Here is a 22899-nt window from a genome sequence, read left to right as displayed (position 1 = left end):
AAGACTAACGGGCGTCGGGGCGTACCAGGTCAAAACGCAAATCTTCAGAGATAGAATAGTAGGCCGACGGACCACCGGCACGTAAAACCGGCTCGGCCAACGCCGTCTGATAAATTCCCTCTTCATTAAGTAAATGGCGGGCAATATGTACCGCAACCACTTCTCCAAGTACCAGCCAGGTATCGATTTTCTCACCTGATGCGCCTTGCAACTGAATACATTGTGAAAGTTTACACTCAAAATTTACCGGACTTTCGGCGACGCGATCGGCGGCAACAATGCTGCCGGCTATTGGCGTCAGGCCCGAAAATTCAAACTCATCGCGACCATGTTCTAGCGAGGCCGAACTTTCATTCATTTTCACCGCCAGGCTACGGGTGGTCAGATTCCAGACAAACTCCCCTGTTTCAACGATATTAGCCACGCTGTCTTTCCAGCCACTGCTGGCGAAACCAATGATTGGTGGTCGATAATTAAAGCAGTTGAAGAAACTGTAGGGAGCAAGATTTCTCTGGCCTTTGGCGTTGCGCGAGGCTATCCAGCCAATTGGCCTTGGCCCGACTATCGCGTTAAGCGGATCGTGTGGCAAGCCATGTCCTTTGGCGGGTTCATAGAAATAGCGATCGTCAGAGCTCATAATTCACCTTTTGGGCCGAATATTTTTCACTCATTAACTATTTGCAGACCAGCCAATGAGACGTTTTCAATAGCTTAGCCAAGATTGACTGGATTTACAGTGGCCTTCTGTGTGATGCCGACAGTCAATGGCGACGGTTTGTGTTATCTTACGCGGCAGAATTTTTCCCGACGCGGGTGCTATTTTAACCAGCTTATGTGGTCGGGTAAGCTTAACATTGATATTGGAGAGTCATTAAGGTGGAAAGAAAGAAAGCGATTCCGCAGGATAAAAAGATAGTTTTCCCGCAGGAAAAAAGCGGGCTTCACGCGCGAAATCGCCATCGTAGCCGCTATGATTTTCCTGCCCTGATTGCCAGCAGTCCCGAATTAGAAGCCTTTGTTGCTGAAAACAAATGGGGTGATTTGTCGATCGATTTTGCCGATCCTCAGGCAGTCAAGGCGCTGAACCGTGCGCTGTTACGCCATTTCTATCAGATTGAAAACTGGGATATTCCGGCAGATTATCTGTGTCCGCCGATCCCGGGTCGTGCAGACTATATTCACCACTTGGCAGATCTGCTGGCGACCAGCAACGGCGGCGAGATCCCACAGGGCAAAAACGTCGCCATTCTGGATATCGGCGTGGGTGCGAACTGTATTTACCCGATAATTGGCCTGCGTGAATACGGCTGGCGCTTTACCGCCAGTGAAATTGATGAGGTTTCAATGGCTGCTGCGAAAAAAATCGTCGCCACTAACCCGCTATTAACCAATCAGGTGCGTTTCCGTTTGCAGGCTAAACCGCCGCGCATTTTTGACACGATTATTCGCCACGACGAGCGTTATGACGCGGTTATCTGTAATCCGCCGTTCCACGCCTCGGCGGAAGAAGCGGCGGCAGGAAGCCAGCGCAAGCGCGATAATCTGGGCCTGAATCGCCGTGGAGATAAATCAGAACTTAACTTCGGCGGTCAACATAACGAATTGTGGTGTGAAGGCGGCGAAGAGGCATTTGTAGAGCGCATGGTTGAAGAAAGCGCAGTTAAAGCAAATAACTGCCTGTGGTTCACGGTGCTGATTTCCAAAAAAACGACCTTGCCGTTGATATACGATGCTCTTGAAGAAGCCGGCGCGACCAATGTGCGTACCGTTGAAATGGCACAGGGGCAGAAAGTCAGCCGCTTTGTAGCCTGGACTTTCCTGACACCGTCACAGCAAAAAGCCTGGGCGGGTAAGCGTTGGGCATAAATTAATTTTGAAAATCTAATAATTACCCCAGATTAATTAATATTTTTCTGGGGTTTTTTATGCCATTTGTGAAAAAAAGCCGCCAGAGAGCAGCTTTACAGATAGCTTACAACATTACTCATGCCAAGTTTTAAGGTCAGTCAGAATTTTTACTCTGCAACGTCTAATTTAGAGCCTTCTTTTTTTAAATAATAAGTAAGGATATCGTCGCAATTGATATTCGCAGACGACTTGTAAATCCAGTATCCCATCAAAAACTCCACCCCTAAAATGCTTTTAATGTTCATTTTTTTAGCGTACGAAGAGCAAAAGAAATCTTCAGATATAATGGCGAGGCTTTTTCCTGAAAGTACCGACTCAACTCTTGCTAAAAAACAATCATTAATAATTATACCGCCGGTAAAACCTTGTTCTTCAAGAGAGCTAAGATAATTATTGATGCCGTAGTATTTCATTAAGCGTGAACTTTGGATAAAAGGCAGTTTTTTGTAATTATCGTTATCATCCAAATTGATTTCTTTTGAAACTAGATTCATAGTGGCTGAGACTTTCTTTACGAATTGAAGCTTGCCGTCATCATTTATAGGACTGCTGGATATGACAATATCAGGGGAGCTATTTGATGTATAAGAAGAAACTATATTTGAATTATGTGAAAGATAGTCGGATAAAGAGTAAATGTGCATACAAGGTAAATTATTTACAATGATTTCACGTGTTTTTCTGACATTTTTATTTTTTGAAAAGCTCAGCAGTAAGTCATAAGCCTGAAGTGTTTTTTGATAAAAGTCACTCCCTTTTTCTGTTAGCTTCATCCCCGCATTACTTCGGGTGAAAAGGCTAATCCCCAGTTCACTTTCCAACAGCTTTATTTGCCGACTCAATGGCGGGGGGGTGGTATAAAGTTTCTCAGCTGCTTTCGCTATTGTCCCTTCCTGGACAGTTACAATAAATGATTTTAATCGTTTACTAATCATTGTTTAAACCTCATGCGTTGTAATGTCCTGAAATTTTACACAAACAAAAAGAATAATTTTTAAAACAAAGATGCTGTCGCTGCATTTTTTTTATGGGTTTATTTAAATAAAAAATCCACTTATTTCATACGAATAAATTTAGATGGTGGTTTTATATTGAGCGATGATTGTTTTATTAGCTTTTTCAATTTATTAATTGTTAATCAAATAATTAATTTGCTTTATATTTACTGGCTAATTATGAATCGTGCTTTCAATTGTGGATGATGCTATTGCAAGGTTTATCACTTTTGGCCTTAGAGAAGGGTAAATATGGCATAAATATTTATAATCTTACATTTCAATTGTTAGAATATGAGCAACACTAATTGAAATATCACGAATTTGATGTGAGTGGCATTGTGTCTATGCAATAAGAATGTTGCACAAAATATAATTTCATTAATTGGAAAATACTTATGACTATTCTTTATGACGCAAGCGTTGACTCCTCAATCACTAATTATTATGGCACCCTCGTTATATCTAATATCCGTAACGATGATGGCTCGGCGGTTAATGCAGAATCCTTTTTGTCTTTTCATTTTATTGCACCCGTACCTGCGAGCACGGCATTACAGATTAGTACTGTGCCCTGGGTGGGATTCAGCAGTGAGGTTAAAAATCAACCTATTGATGATAAGAATGTTTCTATAATGATTACTTTAAAGCCTGCATCTGGCCAAAAATTTTCTATATCAGAAAAAGATCATATTACTATTCCTTTTGAAGCACCAAATGCTACGACGTCAATTCTGCCTGACATGCTTCCGGCTTGTTGTAAAAAAATAAATATCATCGCGGATGATTTTCCCAAAACTGAAGGAACAATTATCTTTAATTGTGCTACTTCACCGGATACGAAAAAACTGAATAATTTAAGGCCTATATTAAAATTAAGTTATGGGGAAATTATCCGTAACTTTGAATTAAACCCAGGAAAAGAGCAGCAGGCCAGCTTACTATCTGGTAGGTATGCAATAGAAGGTCAAACCCTCGAAAATGAGGATGGTACCGCTGTTGTTTCAGTTGTTGCTACTCCTAATTTGGCAGATGTTATTGTTGGAGAACTATCACAGGTCGATGTCACTTTTGGGAAGGTAAATTATTTCAGCGCAGTAGACTTCAAAATTGAACAAGTGGAAGAAGTGGGTAACGAAAAAATACATGTAACCCTTAAAACAAGAGATCAAACATATAATTTTGATACAGCAGCCGGAAAGTTGACTGATGTTCGATACATCAGTCCTGAAGGTGATTTATCCACACATATTACCCCTTTTAAACTCAATAATAAAAAAATCTCGTTTAATGTTCCAACATTGAAACTAAACAGTAATCTGATTAGCCATGTTATTACGCATGATATGATGGAGTGCACTGACGTAAAACAAACCTCTTTACAAAAATTGAGCATCAAAGTGAGTACCAAAATCGACATTGAGAAGAAAATCACTGTCCGATTGTTATCAGATGAAATGAATTACGTCCAGGATATTGAAGTTAATAATAAAACTATCATATTTCCTTTAGCGGTGATGCCGGGCTCCTACCAAGTGATTATCGAAAACTTTATTGATAATAAAGTATTGTATGTCGTTAAAAGTTATGAGTCACTGGTCGTAAGCAGTACTTCTGAAAACATACTTAACATTAAAATAAAACCTTCGGCTAATTTATCAGTACGTGGTTTTCCTGACTATCTCTCCTTTGGCGGGTGTGTTACGTTTGAAGGCAATAATAAAGACTTACTGGTTCATGCGCGCACCTCTTCAATATTTAAATATGCAGGTACTGGCGGAGATGGCAACCCTAATGAGTTTCTTGCCAAGGATGATGCTACCGTCAATTCGATTAATTTAGCGCGCACCATAGAAAATGAATTACCTGCTGACGGAAATGTATTACCCGTCATGATCTCCTACACAGTGCAATTATCCGGCGGTGGTATATCGGGTCTTAGTAACAAAGATGCTCATATGCACTGTTTTGGTAATTTTATTTTGGCATTAACTACGGCGCAAAATAAACAGGATGCTGCACATCCCGTACCAGCCGGTTTTATTGTAAATCCTGATTTTCTCGGTGAGTGCCAAAAAAACAAAATTACCAGAGAAACCCCAATGCCTGTTCGCAGTCCGTTGGGCGATGCGCTAAAGCACTGGAATATCGATTTGGCAATCCCTGAAGCTATTGAAGATAATGTGGGGGGGTATATTCAAAGCGTTAACTGGTTGGCTTGCACCATTGCTCCATCAGTTACGTTTGGTTGGCAAATTAATCTTTGGGGAGTCGGAAGTTCTATATGGATCTATGATAATAAAGGTTCTATGACGCCACAAAAAGCAGGGAAGGATACCGCAGATTACCTTAAATCCTTGCAGGTCTATAGTGGGGATTATTGCCCGGATTTCTTGGCTATTGACCGCTATGAGGCTGATGACTTAACTATTCGCTCTTATGTTAATAGCTATTGCTATGGCCCGCATGAATGGCGTCGATTCTATGATTTTTGTGCTGAAGTTAGCGAACAGCTTAACTGCCCTGTAATGCCTTGGCAAATTCCTGCCAGCCGCACGCCTTTAAAAACAGATTATGTGACCGATAATTTTGAGGAGCAGCATTGGGGCTCTAGCGCTAACTACTTGTTTGGCGATGCCGCGCTTGGCTCTGACGTAAAAAATATTCACCCGACGATTCTTGAGTTTGACTTTCACAAATATGCTCCGGCCACTGCGGCACAGGTAGGCGCAACGCCTGAGCACATGTATACGCGCAAAGGCAAATTCGACGTCTCTGAACCTGGTTATAAAGATTTTGCAAAACAGGGAATTTTCGCCGTTCTGCTAGGTGGCGGCTGTACGTTGGGTATTGTTCCACCATTAAGTTGTACCGCCGCTGATACTGCTTGGGTGGGTGACAGGCTAAATGCTTACCGCGATCAACCACTAACTTTCAGTGACACATTAAAATAAATTTTATAAATAATTGAATAAATCAGAGGCAGAGAACCGCAGTTTATTTGCCTCTGGTTTAATGGTGGAAAAGTGCAAGTATGATTTTAAAATTAAGGGGTGAGTATTTTAAATTCAGGTCGGGAAATTCCTGTCGGCTAACGGGGTAATAAAGTGAACCATACGTTTATTATGATATTAAATCATATGTTATCTTATTTAAATTTACATTTAATGTCTAGATTCGGTGTTGCTATGGGGGCATCGACTGGGGCAATTTACTATGTGTATACAGGGAAGTTTCAATCCAAGTCAAGAAAGATAACTTTATTTATAATTTCGTTTATGTTTGGCGTTATATCAGCGGAGTTTGCGGCCAATTTCCTTTCGGCAATAACCCCAAGTTCTGTTGTCGCTGAAACGTCCTTTGGTGCCATGATTTCCGCCGCGCTGTGTATGAAAATATTAAAAGCCATCGGCAATAACATCAACGATTTTGTTTCTCTTTTTAAGAAGAGTTGAGATTTTCACAAATAAAAATATCAATTATAAAAGATGAGTTTATACGCTAATGGTTTCTTAATTTTATTAATATCGTCCGGTTTTTTGAATGGCTCGATTTAATCATATATAGCTTCCTTCATTTTTTGTAAGTTGTGTTCCACTTTTTGAAATATACGCATTGACACAATAGGGTTAGTTTAAACACGCCACGGCAGAGAGTTGAATATGTCTGTTGGTAAATAAAATACTATCTAAGAATATAAAAGAGAATAGATTAAATGAACGATAAAGTAGTTAACAGTTTACTGATTCAAAAAGATGTGCATACAGAAAAAGCGTATGAAATGGATAACTTTGATCCTAAAACCCAGGTTGGTAATTACAGCTATACTTCAAGTCGAGTCATGAAACATGTTTATAATAAATACCAGGTTCAGGGTAAACCTAAAGTCTTTGGCTATTATACTGACTGGTCACAATATGATGGTCGATTAGATAACAAGTTCGATAAAGGTGATCGTGGCGCAGGATATGATCTGGCTAATTTATCTCCAACGGCTTTTGATAAAATCATTTTTGGTTTTATCGGTATTCTGGGCGATCAGGGAGAGAAGAAAAACGCAATTAACGCTGCGGCTTCACAACAAAATAAAAACAAGTTTGAGCCTCTATTTTTAGACCCTTGGGGAGATTTCCAATCTTACCGTAACTGCGACCAGCCTGAGGATTGGCGACCAATTGACATTGCCACTGTGACACAGGAAGACACTAAGGGAATACTTGGCGGGTTGCGTGATTTCCAGCAAAAAGCCAAAAAACTGGGTCATGAGCTGGCTCTTTCCATGAGTATTGGCGGCTGGACGATGAGCAATATATTTCACGAACTCGCCGCTAGCTCACAAAGTCGTAAAATTTTTGCTCTCGGGGTGGTCAAGCTGTTTAAACAGTTCCCCATGTTCAGCGAAATTGATATTGACTGGGAATACCCTAATGACAAAGGTAATGAGAATCCCTTTGGCCCGGAAGATGGAGATAACTATGTTGTGTTAATTAAAGAACTGCGTGAGCAGTTAGATTCAGCTGGCCGTTCTGACGTTAAAATTAGTATTGCGGCTGCAGCAGTCGTGACAAAAATTGCTCATTCTAAAATTAAAGAATTACTGGCCGTTGGTCTGTATGGCATCAATCTGATGACCTACGATTTCTTTGGCACACCGTGGGCGCTGGAATTAAACCATCATACTAACCTGATGCCAAAAGAGCCTGAAGGCGATTCTGTCGATACAGTTATTAATTATCTTATCGCGCAGGGTATTCCTTCTGAGCGGATTAATATTGGCTATGCTGGATATTCGCGTAATGCTAAAAATGCCGAAATTGAGAGTTTTTCGCCGCTGAAGGGTTTATATGATACCCAAAAAACGCCAACGACGGGAACCCTGGAATCGGGAAGTACAGTTTGGGCAGATATACTTTATAACTATCTGGATCTTGAAGAGCAATGTGGTCGTAACGGCTTTAATGTCTATACCGATCAAATTGCTGATGCCGATTATCTCTATAGCCCGGAGAGCAAACTGTTTTTGTCCATCGATACCCCACGTACAGTAAAAGCCAAGGGTGAGTATGTTGTGAAACATAACCTGGGGGCTATTTTTACCTGGACAATCGATCAGGACAACGGTCTGCTGGTTAATGCCGCAAGAGAAGGAATGGGCTGCAAGATTGAAACACAAGTCATTGATATGAAGCCTTTCTATTTCGAGGGCATCAATGTTGATGCCAAAAATGGCAAAGATGACCCCGATCAGACTGATGAAACAGAAAAAACCAATCATGCGCCTAAAGGGCATATTGCTCTGCGAGTGACTTCAGGATCGGTTGTGCAATTATCAGCGCAGGCCTCTAGCGATGAAGATGGCGATAAGTTGTCTTATCAATGGACTCTGCCAGCGGGCATTGTCAGCGCTGATACCAAAGCAGACGTTATTGAAATCAAAGCGCCTGAAGTTTCCGCGGCAACTGATTTTTCTTTTGAGCTGGTAGTAAAAGATGCAAAAGGCGCAGCGGCAGAAAAGCAATACTTCGTTCTTACCGTAGTTAAATCGCAAAATGTGAAACCTGACCCAACGCCTAAAGATTATCCGGCATGGGTAGTGAGCGGCCATATTTACAGTAAAGGTGACAAAGTCATTTATGCGGGAGTTAAATATATTTGTATCAATCCGCATACTTCTAACTCAGGCTGGATACCGGGGGTTGCGATTACATTGTGGAATGAAACAGTGTAATTACTGAAAACTGTCGAGTACTGGCACTAGAGCCCTAAAACCTCTAACTTATTGATGATAAATGCTAAAAGGCCTCTTTCGAGGCCTTTTTTCTTAGGAAACGTGCTGCAGGAATTCGCGTAAACGATCGCTTGGCGGGTTGGCAATCAACTCGGCCGGAGGACCATCCTCGGCGATGCGGCCTTTATCAATGAAGATCAGGCGCGACGCCACTTTCTCGGCAAAGCCGACTTCATGGGTCACAATAACCATTGTCATGCCTTCTTCCGCGAGATCTTTCATGACGGTCAGCACTTCATGACGCAGTTCTGGATCCAGCGCCGAGGTTGGCTCATCAAACAGCATCAGCTTAGGTTTGACTGCCAGCGCACGGGCAATCGCCACGCGCTGCTGTTGGCCGCCAGAAAGCTCGGAAGGGTAGTGGTGCGCTCTTTCAGAAAGGCCCACTTTAGCCAGCAGCTCTTTTGCCAGTTTTTGTGCGTCATCCTTGCTCGCACCGCGCACGCGAATCGGGCCAAAGGCGACGTTTTCAAGTGCAGTCATGTGTGGGAACAGATGGAATTGCTGGAAAACCATGCCCGCTTCCTGACGAATAAGGCGCTCATCGACTTTAGGGTCGTTAACCTTCAGCCCATCGACTATCAAGTCACCGGAAGTGATTTCTTCCAGCTTGTTGATGCAGCGCAGCAGGGTAGATTTACCTGAGCCTGAAGGGCCGATAATGACCACGACTTCGCCCTGTTTGATGTTCAGGTCGATATTATGTAACACCTGGGTTTTGCCAAAGTGTTTGGAAACGTTTTTAAATTCAATCATAAAATTTTCAGTTTGCGTTCTAAGCGGCGCATCGCAAAGCTCAGTGCCAGCGTGATGATCAGATAGATAACGGCAACAGCACTCCAGATCTCCATCGCGCGGAAGTTACCGGCAATGATTTCCTGACCTTCACGAGTAAGTTCCGCTACGCCGATAACAATAAACAGCGAGGTATCTTTGATACTGACGATCCATTGGTTACCCAACGGTGGCAACATGCGGCGCAGGGCCAAAGGCATGATGATGTAACGCAGCGTTGCACGACGGGAAAGCCCCAACGCCAGGCCAGCTTCGTTAAAGCCACGGTTGATAGACTGCACGGCCCCGCGAGTAATCTCGGCAATATAGGCACCGGAGTTGATAATGATAGTTACCACGGCAGCGGTAAAGGGATCGATACGCAATCCGCTGATCATCATTGGCAAGGCAAAATAGATAAACATTACCTGAACAACAATTGGAGTACCGCGAATAAGCTCGATGAATACCAGAGCAATATTACGGCTGATCATTCCACCAAATGCGCGCGCGAAGCCCGCAGTGACGCCGATAATTACGCCGCCCACTAAACCCAGGATAGAAATCCACAGGGTCATCTTGGCGCCTTCAAGAAGGATAGGAAGAGCGGCCCAAACAACGCTCCAGTCAAACTGCATGGATTAATCTCCTGATAAACAAAAACAAGCCGACCCTGGCGAAATTCACTCAGGGCCGGTGATATAGTTTCTAACGTTGACGGTAGGCTCTATATCGCAATACTTCGATTATTTAGGTTCTGCATCGAACCATTTTTTATAGATAGCTGCATAAGTGCCGTTGGCGCGCAGAGTTTTCAGCGCGGCGTTAACTTTGTCACGCATTGGGCTGCCTTTCGGGAAGGCAATACCGTAGTCCTGACCTGCAACAGCCGGCCCTACAGTTTTGAAGTTACCGTGACCGGCAGTTTTGATGTAGTACTGAATGTTTGGTGCATCGAACAATACTGCGTCAGCACGGCCTGTACCCAATTCCATGTAGGCGCTGTCGATATTCGGGAACTGGCGAACGTCTTTAGGTTTCAGGTTAGAAGCAATGTAGTTGACAGAGCTGGTGCCGCTCTTGACTGCAATCACTTTACCGTTTAAGTCAGCGGTACTTTTGATGTCTTTATTGCTTGACTGCACCATGGTGATCAAACCGCTGGTATAATAACCATCAGAGAAATCAACAGCCTGCGCACGCTGTGGGGTAATGGTGATACCAGCCAGAGCCAAGTCGATGTTTTTGGTCTGCAAAGCCGGGATGATACCGTCAAAGTCCATAGGCTTGAGGGTATAAGAAACTTTCATTTCTTTTGCCAGTGCAGCCCAAAGGTCGATATCAAAACCAACGTATTTGTCGCCCTGTTTAAATTCGAAAGGAACGAATGCGGTATCTGTAGCAACGATAAGTTTTTCTTGTGCTGCGTGTGAGCTTACTGCAAAGGCCAGCGTCAGTGCGGCCAGAGAAACCTTTAACATCGACTTCATAAGTGCAATTCCTTTAATTGTCTATGGGAATACATACCCTTTTATAGTTACGTGGGGTGATAAGCAAAAGTTATACCACATTTTCACATATCTTTAAATTCAATGGGTTAGTTTCCTGTTGGCGGCATGAAATGGTAAAGTACACCGCGTATTGCACCTTTATGGTGCTGGTTGTTTTCGCAAAGATCCTTTATGGTGCGAAACGCTAGGCTAAACTAATTTTTGTCTCAAAACTGCGCATTTATTAACATTTTTAAACATTTAGTGCGCATTTCTGCTAACAAATATCCTTGCAAAGACGATTTATCGCCATTTTCTGGGGCGGGCAGTGTGCGTTAAAACGAGGCGTAGGGCAATGTGGGGAATTAATGCTCGAAATTGGTGCGGTTAAGTGGAGATTATGCTAATTGAAAGGTGAAAAAAATGGGAAGCCTAAGCTTCCCATTGATTGTTGATGATTATTTCAAACAGTGATCATCAAAAACCGTCGCAGTTAAACTATTCGATATTCGCTTCGATAAACCACAGGAATTTATCGAGATCACGCGAAGCGGCTGTGAATATATCAGCAGTATCTTCGTCTTCCACCTGAGTAATCGCTTTACGCGTATCGTTGGCCACGATGGCATAGCGTTCGGCCAGTGCTTTCAGATGTTCCTGTACAGAGTGAATATTGGTTGGATAACTTTTCAATGGCGTTTTATCGTTAACCACTTGCACGGTACCCAATGCTGTACCACCCAGCTGAATCACACGTTCTGCGATGGTATCCTGGTGGTCAGTGATGGCAGTACGGAAACCATCCAACATTTCATGCACGCCAATAAAGTTGGCTCCGCGCATGTTCCAGTGAGCCTGTTTGGTGATAAGGGACAGATCCACAAATTCCACTACCAGCTTGTTCAAAACCTTAATGGTTTCCAGCTTGGTGCTTTCGTCAACATCATTGCGTGTATAAAGAAGCTCTGAAGATTTCGTTTTTACCAGTTTAGCGGTACTCATCATTAATATCCTCTTCAGTGAGTAGTTAGTATTTTGTTCACGGAAATAAGTATAGCAAGCTTTGGCGATAACGCAGGAAAATATTACCTATCAATCCTATAGCCTAGAACTAATAACGTTCAATGGCATTTTTGTTAAGTCAATATTTACTGCCCTCATCGCTACGAAATTTTAAACTTTGTAAACCCATTCCCATATGGTTAATAAATAACTTAAGGGTTGAAGTGGTAAATATCAACCTTTGGCCAAGAAATTATTTTCATTTTTTTGATTTAAAAGGAGTTTTTTGTTGTAAGAAAATCCTGTAATAATCCATTAATCTAAATGGTATTTATTTTTATTGGCATTTAAATTCATGAAATTTTTATTATTAAGACTATTCTGTAGTTTTGATGAATAATTATTCTAATAATAGGCGGATGTTGTGCAGGTTTTTTAAAGGAGAGCCGAGGCCCTCCTTTATATAAGGTATTAACTAAAGTGTAAGGTATTAATCAAAGTGTTATGCGACCGCTATATAACACGTCGCCGGTCGGTTGCCCTGTCGGCGAGCCTCCTTTAGGCTCCAGGCTTATCGCCAATGTCGAACCGCCATTCGCCTGCATATCATTAAGCGCCAGCGCTGTCGGTGCTTCACTGCTCACGAGTCCCAGAGATTTTGGTTTACCCCCTGCCGGTATTACCCACAGTTCCAGACTGCGATCGCTGGCGACCTGAGCCGCATGCAATGGGGTAATAGTTAACTGATGGGAAGTGTTGCTCGCCATGACAACCCATTGGCCAGCTGAGGGTGTTGCTCCGCTATTGGCCAGTACGGCAACTGGGGTTGTCGCTGTATTTTTCAAACCGGAGGTTTCCCACAGCTTAGGTACGAGCAGCACTGCAGCCAGACAAGCCGCGACCGCCCAGCCAATGTAGGCACGGTTAAAGCGGGAGCGTGATTTTTGGCTCGCTAAAGAATGCTCTAACGTCGGCTCAAGCGGCAACGGTTTGGGTGGCAACTGGAGCTGAATTCGTTTCCAAACTGACTCGGGCGGCACTACAGGGTCAAGATGGTTATCCAACTGGGCAAAGGCTTCCTGCCAGCGAGCAACTTCTGCTGCCAGCTCCGGGTCTTGCAACATCTGCTGTTCAAACTGCAGGCGTGCTGATCCGCGAAGCGTTCCCAGTGCATATTCTGCCGACAGCGCGGCGCGATACTCGCGTCTGTTTTTCATAGGCCCACGCAGCTCTTTAAGTGTTCCAGGGCGCGACGGATCCAACTTTTTATCGTGCCAAGAGGTTGTTGCAAGTGGTCGGAAACTTCGCCATGCGAGAGTCCCTGGTAGTAAGCTAACACCAGGCTTTGCCTTTGTTCGGAGGGTAAATGCCCCAGACATTCCGCCAATTTTTTCGCGTCGCTGTCCTGTTGCAGACGGCGAAGCGGTTGACTGTATTCATCACTTAAACTTTCCTCTGCTCCTTCTTCCAGCTCCAGCAGCTGATTGTCACTGCCGCGCATCCAGTCAATCGAGCGGTTACGCACAATGTGCGTCAGCCAGGTCATCGGTGAACTGAGCAAAGGATTATAGGTAGATGCCCGGTTCCAGGCAGTTATATAGCTATCGTGCAGGACTTCTTCGGCCCAGGCATGTCGGCGCAGCATGCGCAATGCAACCGCAAAGAGGCGAGGGGAGGTTAAACGGTAAAGTTGCTCAAAAGCCTGACGGTCCCCTTTAGCCATGGCCTGCATCAGTTGCTTATGCAGTTCACCATCGCCGGGTGGATTTTCAAAGGCGCTGTCTTTCATTCGTTCTTCCTGAATACTAGAGAATGCAGCACACCGGCGGTACTGCATTCCCCCGGCAGTATTCCAACGGGAATACCGCTTATTATTATAGGAGACTGAATTTACTTAGGCATTAATACTGTATCGATAACATCGATAACACCGTTACTTTGATTTACGTCATAAGTGCTGATATTGGCGATGTCGCCTTTAGCATCTTTTAATTGAATATTGTGTGGGCCATTACTCATCAGCCATAGTGCCTGGCCGTTTACCGTTTTAAGTTCTGCGTGGCCGCCACCTTTTTTCAGCAATTTTTCTAAATCTTTCATTTCATATTTACCGGCCACTACGTGATAAGTCAGGATGCTGGTCAGCATTGCCTTGTTTTCAGGTTTGACCAGGCTGTCTACGGTACCCGCGGGTAATTTGGCGAAGGCGGCGTTGGTTGGCGCAAATACGGTGAAAGGACCTTTGCCGGAAAGTGTATCAACCAGGCCTGCGGCTTTCACAGCGGCAACCAGCGTGGTGTGATCTTTAGAATTGACGGCGTTCTCAACGATATTTTTTGACGGGTACATTGCAGCGCCACCCACCATGGTGGTGTTATCTGACATCATTGCCGCCATTGACGCGGTGCTGAACAAAATTGAAGCACACAGAGCGGTACGGATAAATGTTTTCATGATGTAATCCTTTAAGGTTGAGTCGGTAAGATGTTTGCCTGACATCAATACATACGAATCAACCCTGCGTTTTGGATGCAAAAAAGATCGAAATATATGAACTATTTTCGATCTTTTTTGCAATCTCATGATTTCATTATCTTAGTTACGCAAAGGTTTACTGCGGATCAACTTTAATAGCGCGAATTTTGTTCTTCTTCTGCACGGTCAGCGTAGAACCCGCCGAAGCCGCGATAATGGCGACCAGCGCCAGCCATTGTGTCGGGGTTAGAATTTCGTCAAGAAACAAAATGCCGGAAAATGCCGCCATCGCGGGTTCCATGCTCATTAACGTGCCAAAAGTCTTGGCCGGTAGCCGAGTCAGCGCCATCATTTCCAGCGAGTATGGCAGGGCGGAGCTGAGCAGGGCGATACCCAGACCGATAGGCAGAATTTCCAGGCTAAACAGCCCACTGTGCGCCTGCATGATACCTATGGGGCAGAATATCAATGCGCCAATGGTTGAACCCAGGGCAGCTGTTCCAGGACCATAGCTGCTGCCAGCACGTTGACCCGCCAGAATATAAACCGCCCAGCAAGCGCCCGCTATCAATGCAAAGCAGGCCCCGGTTAGATCAATGCCTGAAACGCTGTGTCCAATTGGCAGCAGGAACCATAATCCGACTACCGCCAGCAGCACCCAGACAAAATCAACGGGCTTGCGCGAGGAGAACATCGCCACCGCCAGCGGCCCGGTAAATTCCAAACCCACTGCGATTCCCAACGGCACCGTGCGAATTGCCAAATAGAAGGTATAATTCATACAACCCAGCGCCAGCCCGTAAATAAGCAGCGAGCGAATATTGCCGCCGCGCATCTGCAGGCGCCAGGGTTTGAAGTAAGCCAATAGAATAATTGATCCCATGCCGAGGCGCAGCGCCGTCACTCCCTGAGAACCAACCAGAGGGAATAAAGACTTCGCCAAAGCGGCTCCTCCCTGTAAAGAGAGCATAGCTATGAGGATCATCGCGACGGCAATCAGCGGATGGTGAACTTTTACAGAACTGAGCGCAGTCTCTTCAAGCGCTGAAGAACCTGTCTGGTTTTCTAAAGAATTATTTTTCAAAGATTCTGTGTCCATACATGGTAAAGAGAGCAAATCAACGCCGTCATTGTACTGGCAAGACAAAATCTTTGGAGTATTAGTGTGGGCAGATTGTAAAAAAAATTGGTGACTAAGGCCAAACTCGGACAATTTTACTCAGTAAGTGATGAATATTTATCCAAATAATTAAGAATTATCTGCTAATATGAAAAAGTTCAATAAGTTTGTCTTATAATTTTTAGTCAATAAAGTCGTTAAATTATAACAAGTTAAGTGGTGTTGGAAACTATCTGTTACACCATTTGATGCATTGGACATCTTATTCGAGGCAGAGTTTCACGGAACTTTTTGTTATATTTTAATGGTGAAGGTTAATTTGGTTCCCTTTTTTGAGGTGGTTATGAAAAAAATTGCATGTCTTTCCGCATTAGCTTGCGTAGTAGCTTTAAGCACTTCAACTGCGTTTGCGGTTGATAACACCAGCACTGTTTCTGTAGGTTATGCACAGGGTGATGCGCAAGGTGTTGTGAACAAAGCGAAAGGTTTCAACTTGAAATACCGCTACGAGTTCGAAAGCACCCCATGGGGCGTTGTTGGCTCCCTGACCTATCTTAACAAATCACATTCACCTGTTGAGAATGACTACCAGAAAGGTGAGTACTACGGCGTAACCGTAGGTCCATCTTACCGTATCAACGACTGGGTCAGTGCTTATGGCTTAGTGGGTATGGGTGTTGGTAAATTCGAACAGGTTGGTAATGCTTCTTCTATCGACCGTGAAAAAAATCGTCACACTGACGGTGGCGTAGCTTACGGCGCTGGTCTGCAGTTCAACCCAATCGAAAACGTTGCACTGGACTTCTCTTACGAGCAGAGCCGTGTTAAAAACGTTGACATTGGTACTTGGATCGCTGGTGTTGGTTACCGCTTCTAATTGCCGAAACTTGATGGTCTTAAGTTATAATAATACCGACCATCCAGCTTCGAAAAAAAACCGCCTTCAGGGGCGGTTTTTCTATTCTGGCGTTCTATGATTTCTGTTCTGGACAGTCTTGAAACCGCCTTTTAAATCCCGCTATACCAGTTATAACCCTGATCTTCCCAATATCCACCCGGATAATTATCTGTGACAAAAATCGCTCCGATGTGTTTGGCATTCTTAAAACCGAGCTTGGTGGGCATTCTCAGGCGCAAAGGATAGCCAAAGTCCGGTGGCAGCGGTTTACCGCCAAAATCGAGCGCCAATATGGTTTGTGGATGCAAAGCCGTGGCCATATCGATGCTGGAATAGTAGCGGTCGTCACATTTGAAACCGACATATTTGCAGTTCAGGTCGGCGCCGATGTTTTCCAGAAAAGTTTTCAGCGGCACGCCGCTCCACTGCCCAATTGCGCTCCATCCTTCAATACAGATAAGTCGAGTGATCTGACTGCTTTGCGGTAAGCGCTGCAGCTGCTCCAGCGTCCATGGCGCCTTCTTTTGCACATTGCCCGAGACTTCCAGCCGATAGTTGGGAATATCGATTTCCGGAACGTTATATTCGGGATAATAAGCATTGAAGCGAAACGGTTTGGTAATTTGGTCTGCTGAATAAGTTTGTGCCAGCTTTTGCCCGCTGAACAGCCATCCCTGAACCCGATCATTCCAGCGCGACATGGCCCATAACACTTTATCGACTTCATCGCCGTCTTGCATGTTACAGCCGGTAAGCATGGAAACTGCGCCAAGAGTCAGGCCGGATTTAATCATCAGACGGCGTTGAATATTAACCAACTGTTTGCGTTGATCCGGCTCGAGGATGATTTTTGGACGCTTTTTTTCATCAGTCATCGGCGCTGTCTCCTGGTTTATTTGCCACGGCTTTGCCGCCGGTAATCATGGCAGGCAAGGTTTTAGGCACCAGTAACACCATGACAACGTGAACAATAACGAACAGCATAATGCCGCTCATCGCAAAAAAATGAACGTAACGGGCAATGGTAAAGCCACCCATCAGATAAACGAGTCCGCTGAACTGCACCGGTTTCCAGATTGACAGCCCAGAAAGCACCAGCAACAGCCCCAATAGCAGGACGCCAACATACATCAGCTTTTGCACCGCATTGTATTGGTTTGATTTATGCGACAAACGCAGGCGCAAAGCGCCGACAAAATCATGCCATACGGAGGAGGGAGTAAACGGAAAAAATCGTTGTTTAAAGTGACCGCTAAACAGCCCCCAGAGAACATAAAACAGCCCATTGGCTGCCAATACCCACATCACCGCCAGATGCCAACCAATGTTGCCACCCAGCCAGCCGCCCAGCGTGGCGCTTTGCGGGAAAGTAAAACTGAAAATGGGGTCGGCGTTATAAATACCCCAACCGCTCATCACCATGCCAATCATCACCAGCAGATTGACCCAATGACAAACTCTCACCGGCCAGGGATGGATTCTTTTTTTACGCATCAGAGTGTCCTTGGAGGGAGGTCAGCTTCGATCCGCCCTGAAACGCAGACACGTGAGGGAGGCGGACCGAAGCTGTTAATCATAACTAGTTATCAATGACAAAAGCCAAATTACATCGGTGGGGTTACGCCATCTTTACCGGCTGCAATACCGCGAGCTGCCAGTGCGCCCTGCGCATCTTTAACCGGGAACAGAACGATGTGAGCACCCGCTTTCAGCAGGCTACGATCGCCCGGCGCCAGCAGAACTACTGGAACATTATCTGGAACGATTACCGTTTTTTCGCCGTTCTGATATTTAACGGTCAGGGTGCGGCCATTGCTGTTAACCAGCTTGCCGACGGTGCCGTTAGTCATGGTGTTGATTTTGCCATCGGCAGATTCAAACGGGTTAAAGCCTTCGCCGCTGCCGCGCAGGCTTGGTGCGAAAACGTGAACTTCCAGCGCTTTCAGCGTGCCGTTGGCCTGAGGAACTGCCGCAGTACCGATAAAGCTGTCTGCCTTGATATCAGTGAGTTTGCCTTCGGTAACCTGAGTGATTTTAGTCTGGTCAGTCAATTTAACGTCCAGCTTGTCGCCAGAGCGGGTGGTCAGAACCAGAGACGTTGGCGTCACTGAGTCGATAGTGCCACGAGTAGGTTTGATAACGTTGCTGGCATCTGCTGCGAAAGCACCGCTGGTCATCAGCAGCGAAGATAAAAGCAGACCGGCAAGGCGTGAGGACTTAATCATATTACTCTCCAAATTTTCGTATGAGAAACTGACAGGAAGTCAAAGCTCGTTCCATCGAGGAAAGAGCAGGTAATGCATCACCCAAGAAAAACAGCTACTTGGTTTAACTCTGTTTACTAATAATAGTAAGAGTGAACGACAAACAGGGACCTGCTGATGACAAGTTGATGACAATATTGTCATCAAAGGTTTCTGACAGAACTGATAGACTTTATTAAGAATAGCAGTGAACAGAGGCACTAATGCGGATACTGGTTATCGAAGACGACGTCAGCACTGGCGATTACCTGAAAAAGGGGCTGAGTGAGGCGGGTTATCGCGTAGATTTGGCGCGAAACGGTGCCGACGGATTGTTTATGGCGCTGGAAGAGGGCTATGACGCGATTATCCTCGACGTGATGCTGCCTGGGCTAAACGGCTGGCAGGTGATGGAAGTGTTGCGCAAGAAAAGCGCAGTACCGGTGCTGTTTCTCACTGCTCGCGATGAAGTGCAGGATAGGATCCGCGGCCTTGAGCTGGGCGCTGACGATTATCTGGTGAAGCCTTTTTCATTCACCGAGCTGATGCTTCGCGTGCGTACCCTGCTGCGACGCGGTACGGTGCGTGAGTCCGACACTTATTCGCTGGCTGACCTGCATCTTGATGTCCTGAGGCGTAAAGTGACGCGTCAGGAAACGGTTATCCCATTAACAAACAAAGAATTTATGCTGCTTCATTTATTAATGCGCCGCGAGGGCGAAGTGCTGTCGCGCACCATGATTGCTTCACAGGTTTGGGATATGAACTTTGATAGCGACACCAACGTGGTTGATGTGGCGGTGAAACGCCTGCGCGGTAAAATTGACCGTCCTTATGATGTGAAATTGATCCATACCGTTCGCGGTATCGGCTATGTCTGCGAAGTACGTGATTATGAGTAAACCGACTTTTTCACTAACCCTGCGTTCAACCTTGCTGTTTGCCTTGATAGCCGCTCTGGTGGTCAGCAGCGTAGGTTTTTATCTCTATTACGCGATGGAAAAAGAGATGGTGCGCCGTGCCGACTATCAGGTTGCGGGTCGTGTGCAGTATTTCCGTCAACTGCTGGGTAACAGCTTTCCTTTGACGCAGCTGACGCAAAATCCTGGATTATTCGAAAACATGCTTGGCAACGAGCAGGATATTTTGCGCTTTAAACTGGTGGGGCAGTCACCGATCATCAATGTTAATCCCGGTCATATCGTGTTGCCTGAGGTCGCTGCTGTCGCTGATGGCCAGGATCTCACTTTACAAAGTGTTCATCATATTTTGGCTATGGATGATATACCGGTGCGCTATGCCGCAGCCGACGTGCGGATGAGAAATGGCCAAACTGTGGAGATTCTGGCAGGGCATTACATGGCTGGGGAAACTCGGATGCTGGTGGCTTTTCGCTGGGAAATTATTGCCTCGGTGCTGTTGGCCTATGTGCTGATTGCCGGGCTGGGCTATATCGTTATCCGTCGCGGGCTGCGGCCGTTGCAGAAAATGGCGCAGGAAGCTGCCGAAATTCACCCGACCAGTTTATCTACCCGATTGAGCGAAGAAGGAGCACCGCTGGAATTGCAGCAGCTTATTCACTCATTCAACGAGATGCTGGACAGACTGGCGGAGGGTTATCAGCGGCTTAACCAGTTTTCTGCCGATCTGGCCCACGAGATCCGCACGCCGGTAGGCGCATTGATGGGGCATTGCCAGGTTGCGCTTTATCAGACTCGTAGCACCGAAGAATACGAAACGCTGCTGGCTAATAATATGGGCGAGCTGGAGCGCATTTCACGGATGGTGGAAAATATTCTGTTTCTTGCGCGCGCTTCCCATGCCCGCTCAGTGCTGACTATCACGCCATTGTCGATGGCGAATGAAACGCTGCGCGTGGTTGACTATTTTGAAGGTCTGGCCGAGGAGCGGGGGATTCGGTTGCACTGCCAGGGCGAGGGCGTGGTGTTTGCCGATGCGCTGCTTTTCCAGCGTGCCTTGAGTAATCTGGTTGCCAATGCCATCAATTACGGTAACGAAAACAGTGAGGTACAGGTTTCGGTGGATCATCAGCCGGACAGTAGTTTGGTAAATGTCGACAACGCCGGCCCAGCCATTCCAGCCGACAAGCTTGATAAACTGTTTGACCGTTTCTATCGCGCCGACCCTTCTCGCAGCGAAGGCGGAAGTTCAAACGGGCTGGGATTATCTATCGTTCAGGCTATTATGGCGCTGCATCATGGTAGCGTTCAGGTTAGTTCACTGGCCGGCGGTAAAACGCGTTTTACTCTTTCGTTTCCGCGTCAGCAAAACTAATTTAGTTAAAACATACAAAATAATTGTTTTTTTGTGCTTATTTATCTCATTGATATATAGGTTTTTCGTAAAGTTCGTAACATTATTTTGTTTTAGTCATGAACAGAAGCAGAATGATTCTGTAATCCTAGGGTCTGATAGAGTAATCCGTTGTCTTTTTGTGCTCTCTGGGCAATGACTTCGGAATGAGCGAGTTGTATTCGCTATCAAATCCTTAAAAGAGTCATTACTGATTGATGTATAAATTAAAAGCACTAATACAACAGAAGATTTCACTTTTTATTGCGTTATACCTGGGAATAATACTTAACCTACCTATTTTCTATCGTCGTTTTCATCAAGTCCATTACGCCAATACCCAGGCACTAATGGTTGAGATGATTGCCGCATTTGCTCTGGTTTACTTCATTACCACGCTTGTGTCCTTAACCGGCAAAACTTTCTATCGGATATTAATGAGTTTTGTCGTGGTCGGCTCGCTCGCCGCTGGCTACTATATGATTGTTTTTAATGTCGATATTGGCTACGGTATTCTCGCATCAGCCCTGGCCTTTGACTCTATAGACCTTTCGAAAGAGTCGGTAGGCTCTCACTTTTTCCTCTGGACCCTTATCGGCAGTCTAATCCCGCTTATTGTACTGTGGGGCGGCAAAATGCCCGGTTCTGCCTTGCGTGAGACTACCTGGCAAAAACTGCTGTTCAAAGGAGGACTGCTGCTTGTTAGTGGTCTGGCTTGTTTGATGCCATTGAAGTGGATGGAGCACAAGCAAGAGGCCCATGATCGCCTTGATAATCGCATGATGGCGAGTTATGGCGGGGTGGTTGCCGCAACCTATTCGCCATCCAACTGGCTTTCTGCACTGGGACTTTTTGCCTATAGCGCTTACAGCCAATCTGAAGACACGAAAAATCTGTTCGATCCGGCAAAACATTTCACCTATGTTCCGCCCAAAGACGTTAAAGATTTGTATGTCGTATTTGTCATTGGTGAAAGTGCCCGGCGCGACCACATGGGTCTGTATGGTTATGCGCGGGACAATACTCCCAACCTCGATAAAGAAAAAAATCTGGCCGCGCTGCAAGGTTATTCTTGTGATACAGCAACCAAGCTTTCCCTGCGTTGTATGTTTGTACGAATGGGAGGGACTCAGGATAATCCGGAACGCACTTTGAAAGAGATGAACGTTTTCTCGTTACTTAAAAAACAAGGATTCAGCTCAGACCTCTATTCCATGCAAAGCGAGGCCTGGTTTTACAACAAAACCAATGCTGATTCTTACTCTTTACGGGAAACTATTGGTTCCGAAAAGCGCAATACCGGTAAACCCGTTGACGATATTTTGCTAATTAATGAGATGAAAGACTCTATCGCCAATCATCCTGATGGCAAGCATCTCATCATTCTGCATACCAAAGGCTCGCACTATCTTTATTCTGAACGATATCCGCGCAGTTTTGCCCGCTACCAGCCGGAGTGTATGGGGATAGATAATTCCTGTTCTACGCAAGCGATGATCAATTCTTATGACAACTCGCTGCTTTATACCGACTATTTCCTCGAGCAGGTGCTGAATCAACTACGCGATAAAAATGCTGTCGTATTTTATGCTGCTGACCATGGGGAATCCGTATCGAAAAATATGCATTTCCACGGAACACCACGCGATCGTGCGCCTATCGAGCAGAGAGAAGTGCCGATCATGGTATGGGCTTCAGACAAGTTTTTGGCTAACGATCAGAATCGTCAGGGTTTTGCACAGCTACAACTGATGGCGAAGAATAAAACACCGGCCTATCATGAGAAACTTTTCGACAGTATATTAGGTTGTATAGGCTATTCCTCACCTGATGGCGGCGTGGTGGATCAGCATAATTGGTGTCATGTGCAAACAACGGGATCAAATTGAGAAG

Annotated in this window: 21 protein-coding genes; 8 read left to right on the top strand and 13 right to left on the bottom strand. The window is 45.3% G+C overall.

Annotation, left to right across the window (positions count from 1 at the left end; translation table 11 throughout):
• Nucleotides 1-4 precede the first annotated feature (4 nt).
• Nucleotides 5-637 carry a flavin reductase family protein gene (locus AB3G37_RS17880; RefSeq protein WP_369788664.1) on the bottom strand — a complete coding sequence of 211 codons (633 nt, stop codon included), beginning with the start codon at nt 635-637 and terminating at the stop codon, nt 5-7.
• Nucleotides 638-876: 239 nt separating this feature from the next.
• Here AB3G37_RS17880 and rlmF point away from each other — a divergent pair, with 239 nt between their 5' ends.
• Nucleotides 877-1866, top strand: coding sequence for a 23S rRNA (adenine(1618)-N(6))-methyltransferase RlmF (gene rlmF / locus AB3G37_RS17875; protein WP_369788663.1), 990 nt, complete (start codon nt 877-879; stop codon nt 1864-1866).
• Between the two features lie 149 nt (nt 1867-2015).
• Here the strand turns inward: rlmF and AB3G37_RS17870 are convergent, their stop codons facing one another.
• Entirely contained in the window at nt 2016-2843 is an 828-nt protein-coding gene (locus AB3G37_RS17870; protein ID WP_369788662.1) for a LysR family transcriptional regulator, read from the bottom strand.
• Between the two features lie 458 nt (nt 2844-3301).
• On the opposite strand from AB3G37_RS17870, the gene AB3G37_RS17865 reads away from it, so the two are divergent.
• The 3 genes from AB3G37_RS17865 (at nt 3302) to AB3G37_RS17855 (ending at nt 8631) form a co-directional block, all read left to right on the top strand.
• A complete protein-coding gene (locus AB3G37_RS17865; RefSeq protein ID WP_369788661.1) occupies nt 3302-5857 on the top strand; it encodes a hypothetical protein in 2556 nt (851 codons plus the stop codon).
• Nucleotides 5858-6010: 153 nt separating this feature from the next.
• Nucleotides 6011-6358: a putative holin gene (locus AB3G37_RS17860; RefSeq protein WP_369788660.1), complete on the top strand. Its 348-nt coding sequence runs from the start codon at nt 6011-6013 to the stop codon at nt 6356-6358.
• Nucleotides 6359-6618: 260 nt separating this feature from the next.
• Complete coding sequence (locus AB3G37_RS17855) at nt 6619-8631, top strand: glycosyl hydrolase family 18 protein (RefSeq protein WP_369788659.1); 2013 nt, start codon at nt 6619-6621, stop codon at nt 8629-8631.
• 93 nt (nt 8632-8724) lie between these two features.
• On the opposite strand, the gene glnQ is transcribed toward AB3G37_RS17855, so the two are convergent.
• The 8 genes from glnQ to rhtA all read right to left on the bottom strand — a co-directional run bounded on the left by glnQ (nt 8725) and on the right by rhtA (nt 15417).
• The gene (gene glnQ, locus AB3G37_RS17850) at nt 8725-9447 is read right to left on the bottom strand and encodes a glutamine ABC transporter ATP-binding protein GlnQ (protein WP_369788658.1); all 723 of its coding nucleotides are present in this window, start codon (nt 9445-9447) and stop codon (nt 8725-8727) included.
• Complete coding sequence (glnP, locus tag AB3G37_RS17845) at nt 9444-10103, bottom strand: glutamine ABC transporter permease GlnP (RefSeq protein WP_009638228.1); 660 nt, start codon at nt 10101-10103, stop codon at nt 9444-9446. The genes glnQ and glnP overlap by 4 nt, the downstream gene beginning before the upstream one ends.
• Before the next feature lie 108 nt (nt 10104-10211).
• Entirely contained in the window at nt 10212-10955 is a 744-nt protein-coding gene (gene glnH, locus AB3G37_RS17840) for a glutamine ABC transporter substrate-binding protein GlnH (RefSeq protein ID WP_009638229.1), read from the bottom strand.
• Between the two features lie 498 nt (nt 10956-11453).
• The gene (gene dps / locus AB3G37_RS17835) at nt 11454-11957 is read right to left on the bottom strand and encodes a DNA starvation/stationary phase protection protein Dps (RefSeq protein ID WP_009638230.1); all 504 of its coding nucleotides are present in this window, start codon (nt 11955-11957) and stop codon (nt 11454-11456) included.
• 494 nt (nt 11958-12451) lie between these two features.
• A complete protein-coding gene (locus AB3G37_RS17830) occupies nt 12452-13174 on the bottom strand; it encodes an anti-sigma factor domain-containing protein (RefSeq protein WP_369788657.1) in 723 nt (240 codons plus the stop codon).
• Entirely contained in the window at nt 13171-13746 is a 576-nt protein-coding gene (locus tag AB3G37_RS17825; protein WP_009638232.1) for a sigma-70 family RNA polymerase sigma factor, read from the bottom strand. The genes AB3G37_RS17830 and AB3G37_RS17825 overlap by 4 nt, the downstream gene beginning before the upstream one ends.
• Before the next feature lie 101 nt (nt 13747-13847).
• A complete protein-coding gene (locus AB3G37_RS17820; RefSeq protein ID WP_009638233.1) occupies nt 13848-14411 on the bottom strand; it encodes a fasciclin domain-containing protein in 564 nt (187 codons plus the stop codon).
• Nucleotides 14412-14568: 157 nt separating this feature from the next.
• Nucleotides 14569-15417, bottom strand: a complete 849-nt coding sequence (rhtA, locus tag AB3G37_RS17815; protein WP_237713113.1) for a threonine/homoserine exporter RhtA — start codon at nt 15415-15417, stop codon at nt 14569-14571.
• Nucleotides 15418-15895: 478 nt separating this feature from the next.
• On the opposite strand from rhtA, the gene ompX reads away from it, so the two are divergent.
• Nucleotides 15896-16429 (top strand): outer membrane protein OmpX, encoded by a 534-nt coding sequence (ompX, locus tag AB3G37_RS17810; protein WP_009638235.1) that lies wholly within the window; start codon nt 15896-15898, stop codon nt 16427-16429.
• Between the two features lie 131 nt (nt 16430-16560).
• Here ompX and AB3G37_RS17805 read toward each other — a convergent pair whose 3' ends face one another.
• From AB3G37_RS17805 to AB3G37_RS17795, 3 genes are all read right to left on the bottom strand, one after another.
• Nucleotides 16561-17325, bottom strand: coding sequence for a molybdopterin-dependent oxidoreductase (locus tag AB3G37_RS17805; protein WP_009638236.1), 765 nt, complete (start codon nt 17323-17325; stop codon nt 16561-16563).
• Nucleotides 17318-17944 carry a cytochrome b/b6 domain-containing protein gene (locus AB3G37_RS17800; RefSeq protein WP_369788656.1) on the bottom strand — a complete coding sequence of 209 codons (627 nt, stop codon included), beginning with the start codon at nt 17942-17944 and terminating at the stop codon, nt 17318-17320. Before AB3G37_RS17800 ends, AB3G37_RS17805 begins: the two co-directional genes overlap by 8 nt.
• Before the next feature lie 110 nt (nt 17945-18054).
• Entirely contained in the window at nt 18055-18675 is a 621-nt protein-coding gene (locus AB3G37_RS17795) for a hypothetical protein (RefSeq protein WP_009638238.1), read from the bottom strand.
• Between the two features lie 242 nt (nt 18676-18917).
• Here AB3G37_RS17795 and AB3G37_RS17790 point away from each other — a divergent pair, with 242 nt between their 5' ends.
• From AB3G37_RS17790 to eptB, 3 genes are all read left to right on the top strand, one after another.
• Entirely contained in the window at nt 18918-19595 is a 678-nt protein-coding gene (locus tag AB3G37_RS17790) for a heavy metal response regulator transcription factor (protein ID WP_369788655.1), read from the top strand.
• A complete protein-coding gene (locus AB3G37_RS17785; protein ID WP_369790988.1) occupies nt 19588-20988 on the top strand; it encodes a heavy metal sensor histidine kinase in 1401 nt (466 codons plus the stop codon). Before AB3G37_RS17790 ends, AB3G37_RS17785 begins: the two co-directional genes overlap by 8 nt.
• Before the next feature lie 236 nt (nt 20989-21224).
• On the top strand, nt 21225-22895 hold the full coding sequence (gene eptB / locus AB3G37_RS17780; RefSeq protein WP_369788654.1) for a kdo(2)-lipid A phosphoethanolamine 7''-transferase: 1671 nt from the start codon (nt 21225-21227) through the stop codon (nt 22893-22895).
• Nucleotides 22896-22899: the final 4 nt, after the last annotated feature.

Source organism: Rouxiella sp. WC2420, assembly GCF_041200025.1.
In the GTDB taxonomy this organism is placed as follows: domain Bacteria; phylum Pseudomonadota; class Gammaproteobacteria; order Enterobacterales; family Enterobacteriaceae; genus Rouxiella.
The sequence above is the reverse complement of the archived record's forward strand: the minus strand, read 5'-3'. Positions and strand labels throughout refer to the sequence as shown.

Bases quoted from the DNA above. Each gene is read 5' to 3' on its own strand.
- AB3G37_RS17880 (WP_369788664.1), bottom strand. From the start codon at position 637: ATGAGCTCTGACGATCGCTATTTCTATGAACCCGCCAAAGGACATGGC.
- AB3G37_RS17870 (WP_369788662.1), bottom strand. From the start codon at position 2,843: ATGATTAGTAAACGATTAAAATCATTTATTGTAACTGTCCAGGAAGGG.
- AB3G37_RS17865 (WP_369788661.1), top strand. From the start codon at position 3,302: ATGACTATTCTTTATGACGCAAGCGTTGACTCCTCAATCACTAATTAT.
- AB3G37_RS17855 (WP_369788659.1), top strand. From the start codon at position 6,619: ATGAACGATAAAGTAGTTAACAGTTTACTGATTCAAAAAGATGTGCAT.
- glnQ (WP_369788658.1), bottom strand. From the start codon at position 9,447: ATGATTGAATTTAAAAACGTTTCCAAACACTTTGGCAAAACCCAGGTG.
- glnP (WP_009638228.1), bottom strand. From the start codon at position 10,103: ATGCAGTTTGACTGGAGCGTTGTTTGGGCCGCTCTTCCTATCCTTCTT.
- glnH (WP_009638229.1), bottom strand. From the start codon at position 10,955: ATGAAGTCGATGTTAAAGGTTTCTCTGGCCGCACTGACGCTGGCCTTT.
- dps (WP_009638230.1), bottom strand. From the start codon at position 11,957: ATGAGTACCGCTAAACTGGTAAAAACGAAATCTTCAGAGCTTCTTTAT.
- AB3G37_RS17830 (WP_369788657.1), bottom strand. From the start codon at position 13,174: ATGAAAAACAGACGCGAGTATCGCGCCGCGCTGTCGGCAGAATATGCA.
- AB3G37_RS17825 (WP_009638232.1), bottom strand. From the start codon at position 13,746: ATGAAAGACAGCGCCTTTGAAAATCCACCCGGCGATGGTGAACTGCAT.
- AB3G37_RS17820 (WP_009638233.1), bottom strand. From the start codon at position 14,411: ATGAAAACATTTATCCGTACCGCTCTGTGTGCTTCAATTTTGTTCAGC.
- rhtA (WP_237713113.1), bottom strand. From the start codon at position 15,417: ATGATCCTCATAGCTATGCTCTCTTTACAGGGAGGAGCCGCTTTGGCG.
- ompX (WP_009638235.1), top strand. From the start codon at position 15,896: ATGAAAAAAATTGCATGTCTTTCCGCATTAGCTTGCGTAGTAGCTTTA.
- AB3G37_RS17805 (WP_009638236.1), bottom strand. From the start codon at position 17,325: ATGACTGATGAAAAAAAGCGTCCAAAAATCATCCTCGAGCCGGATCAA.
- AB3G37_RS17800 (WP_369788656.1), bottom strand. From the start codon at position 17,944: ATGCGTAAAAAAAGAATCCATCCCTGGCCGGTGAGAGTTTGTCATTGG.
- AB3G37_RS17795 (WP_009638238.1), bottom strand. From the start codon at position 18,675: ATGATTAAGTCCTCACGCCTTGCCGGTCTGCTTTTATCTTCGCTGCTG.
- AB3G37_RS17790 (WP_369788655.1), top strand. From the start codon at position 18,918: ATGCGGATACTGGTTATCGAAGACGACGTCAGCACTGGCGATTACCTG.
- AB3G37_RS17785 (WP_369790988.1), top strand. From the start codon at position 19,588: ATGAGTAAACCGACTTTTTCACTAACCCTGCGTTCAACCTTGCTGTTT.
- eptB (WP_369788654.1), top strand. From the start codon at position 21,225: ATGTATAAATTAAAAGCACTAATACAACAGAAGATTTCACTTTTTATT.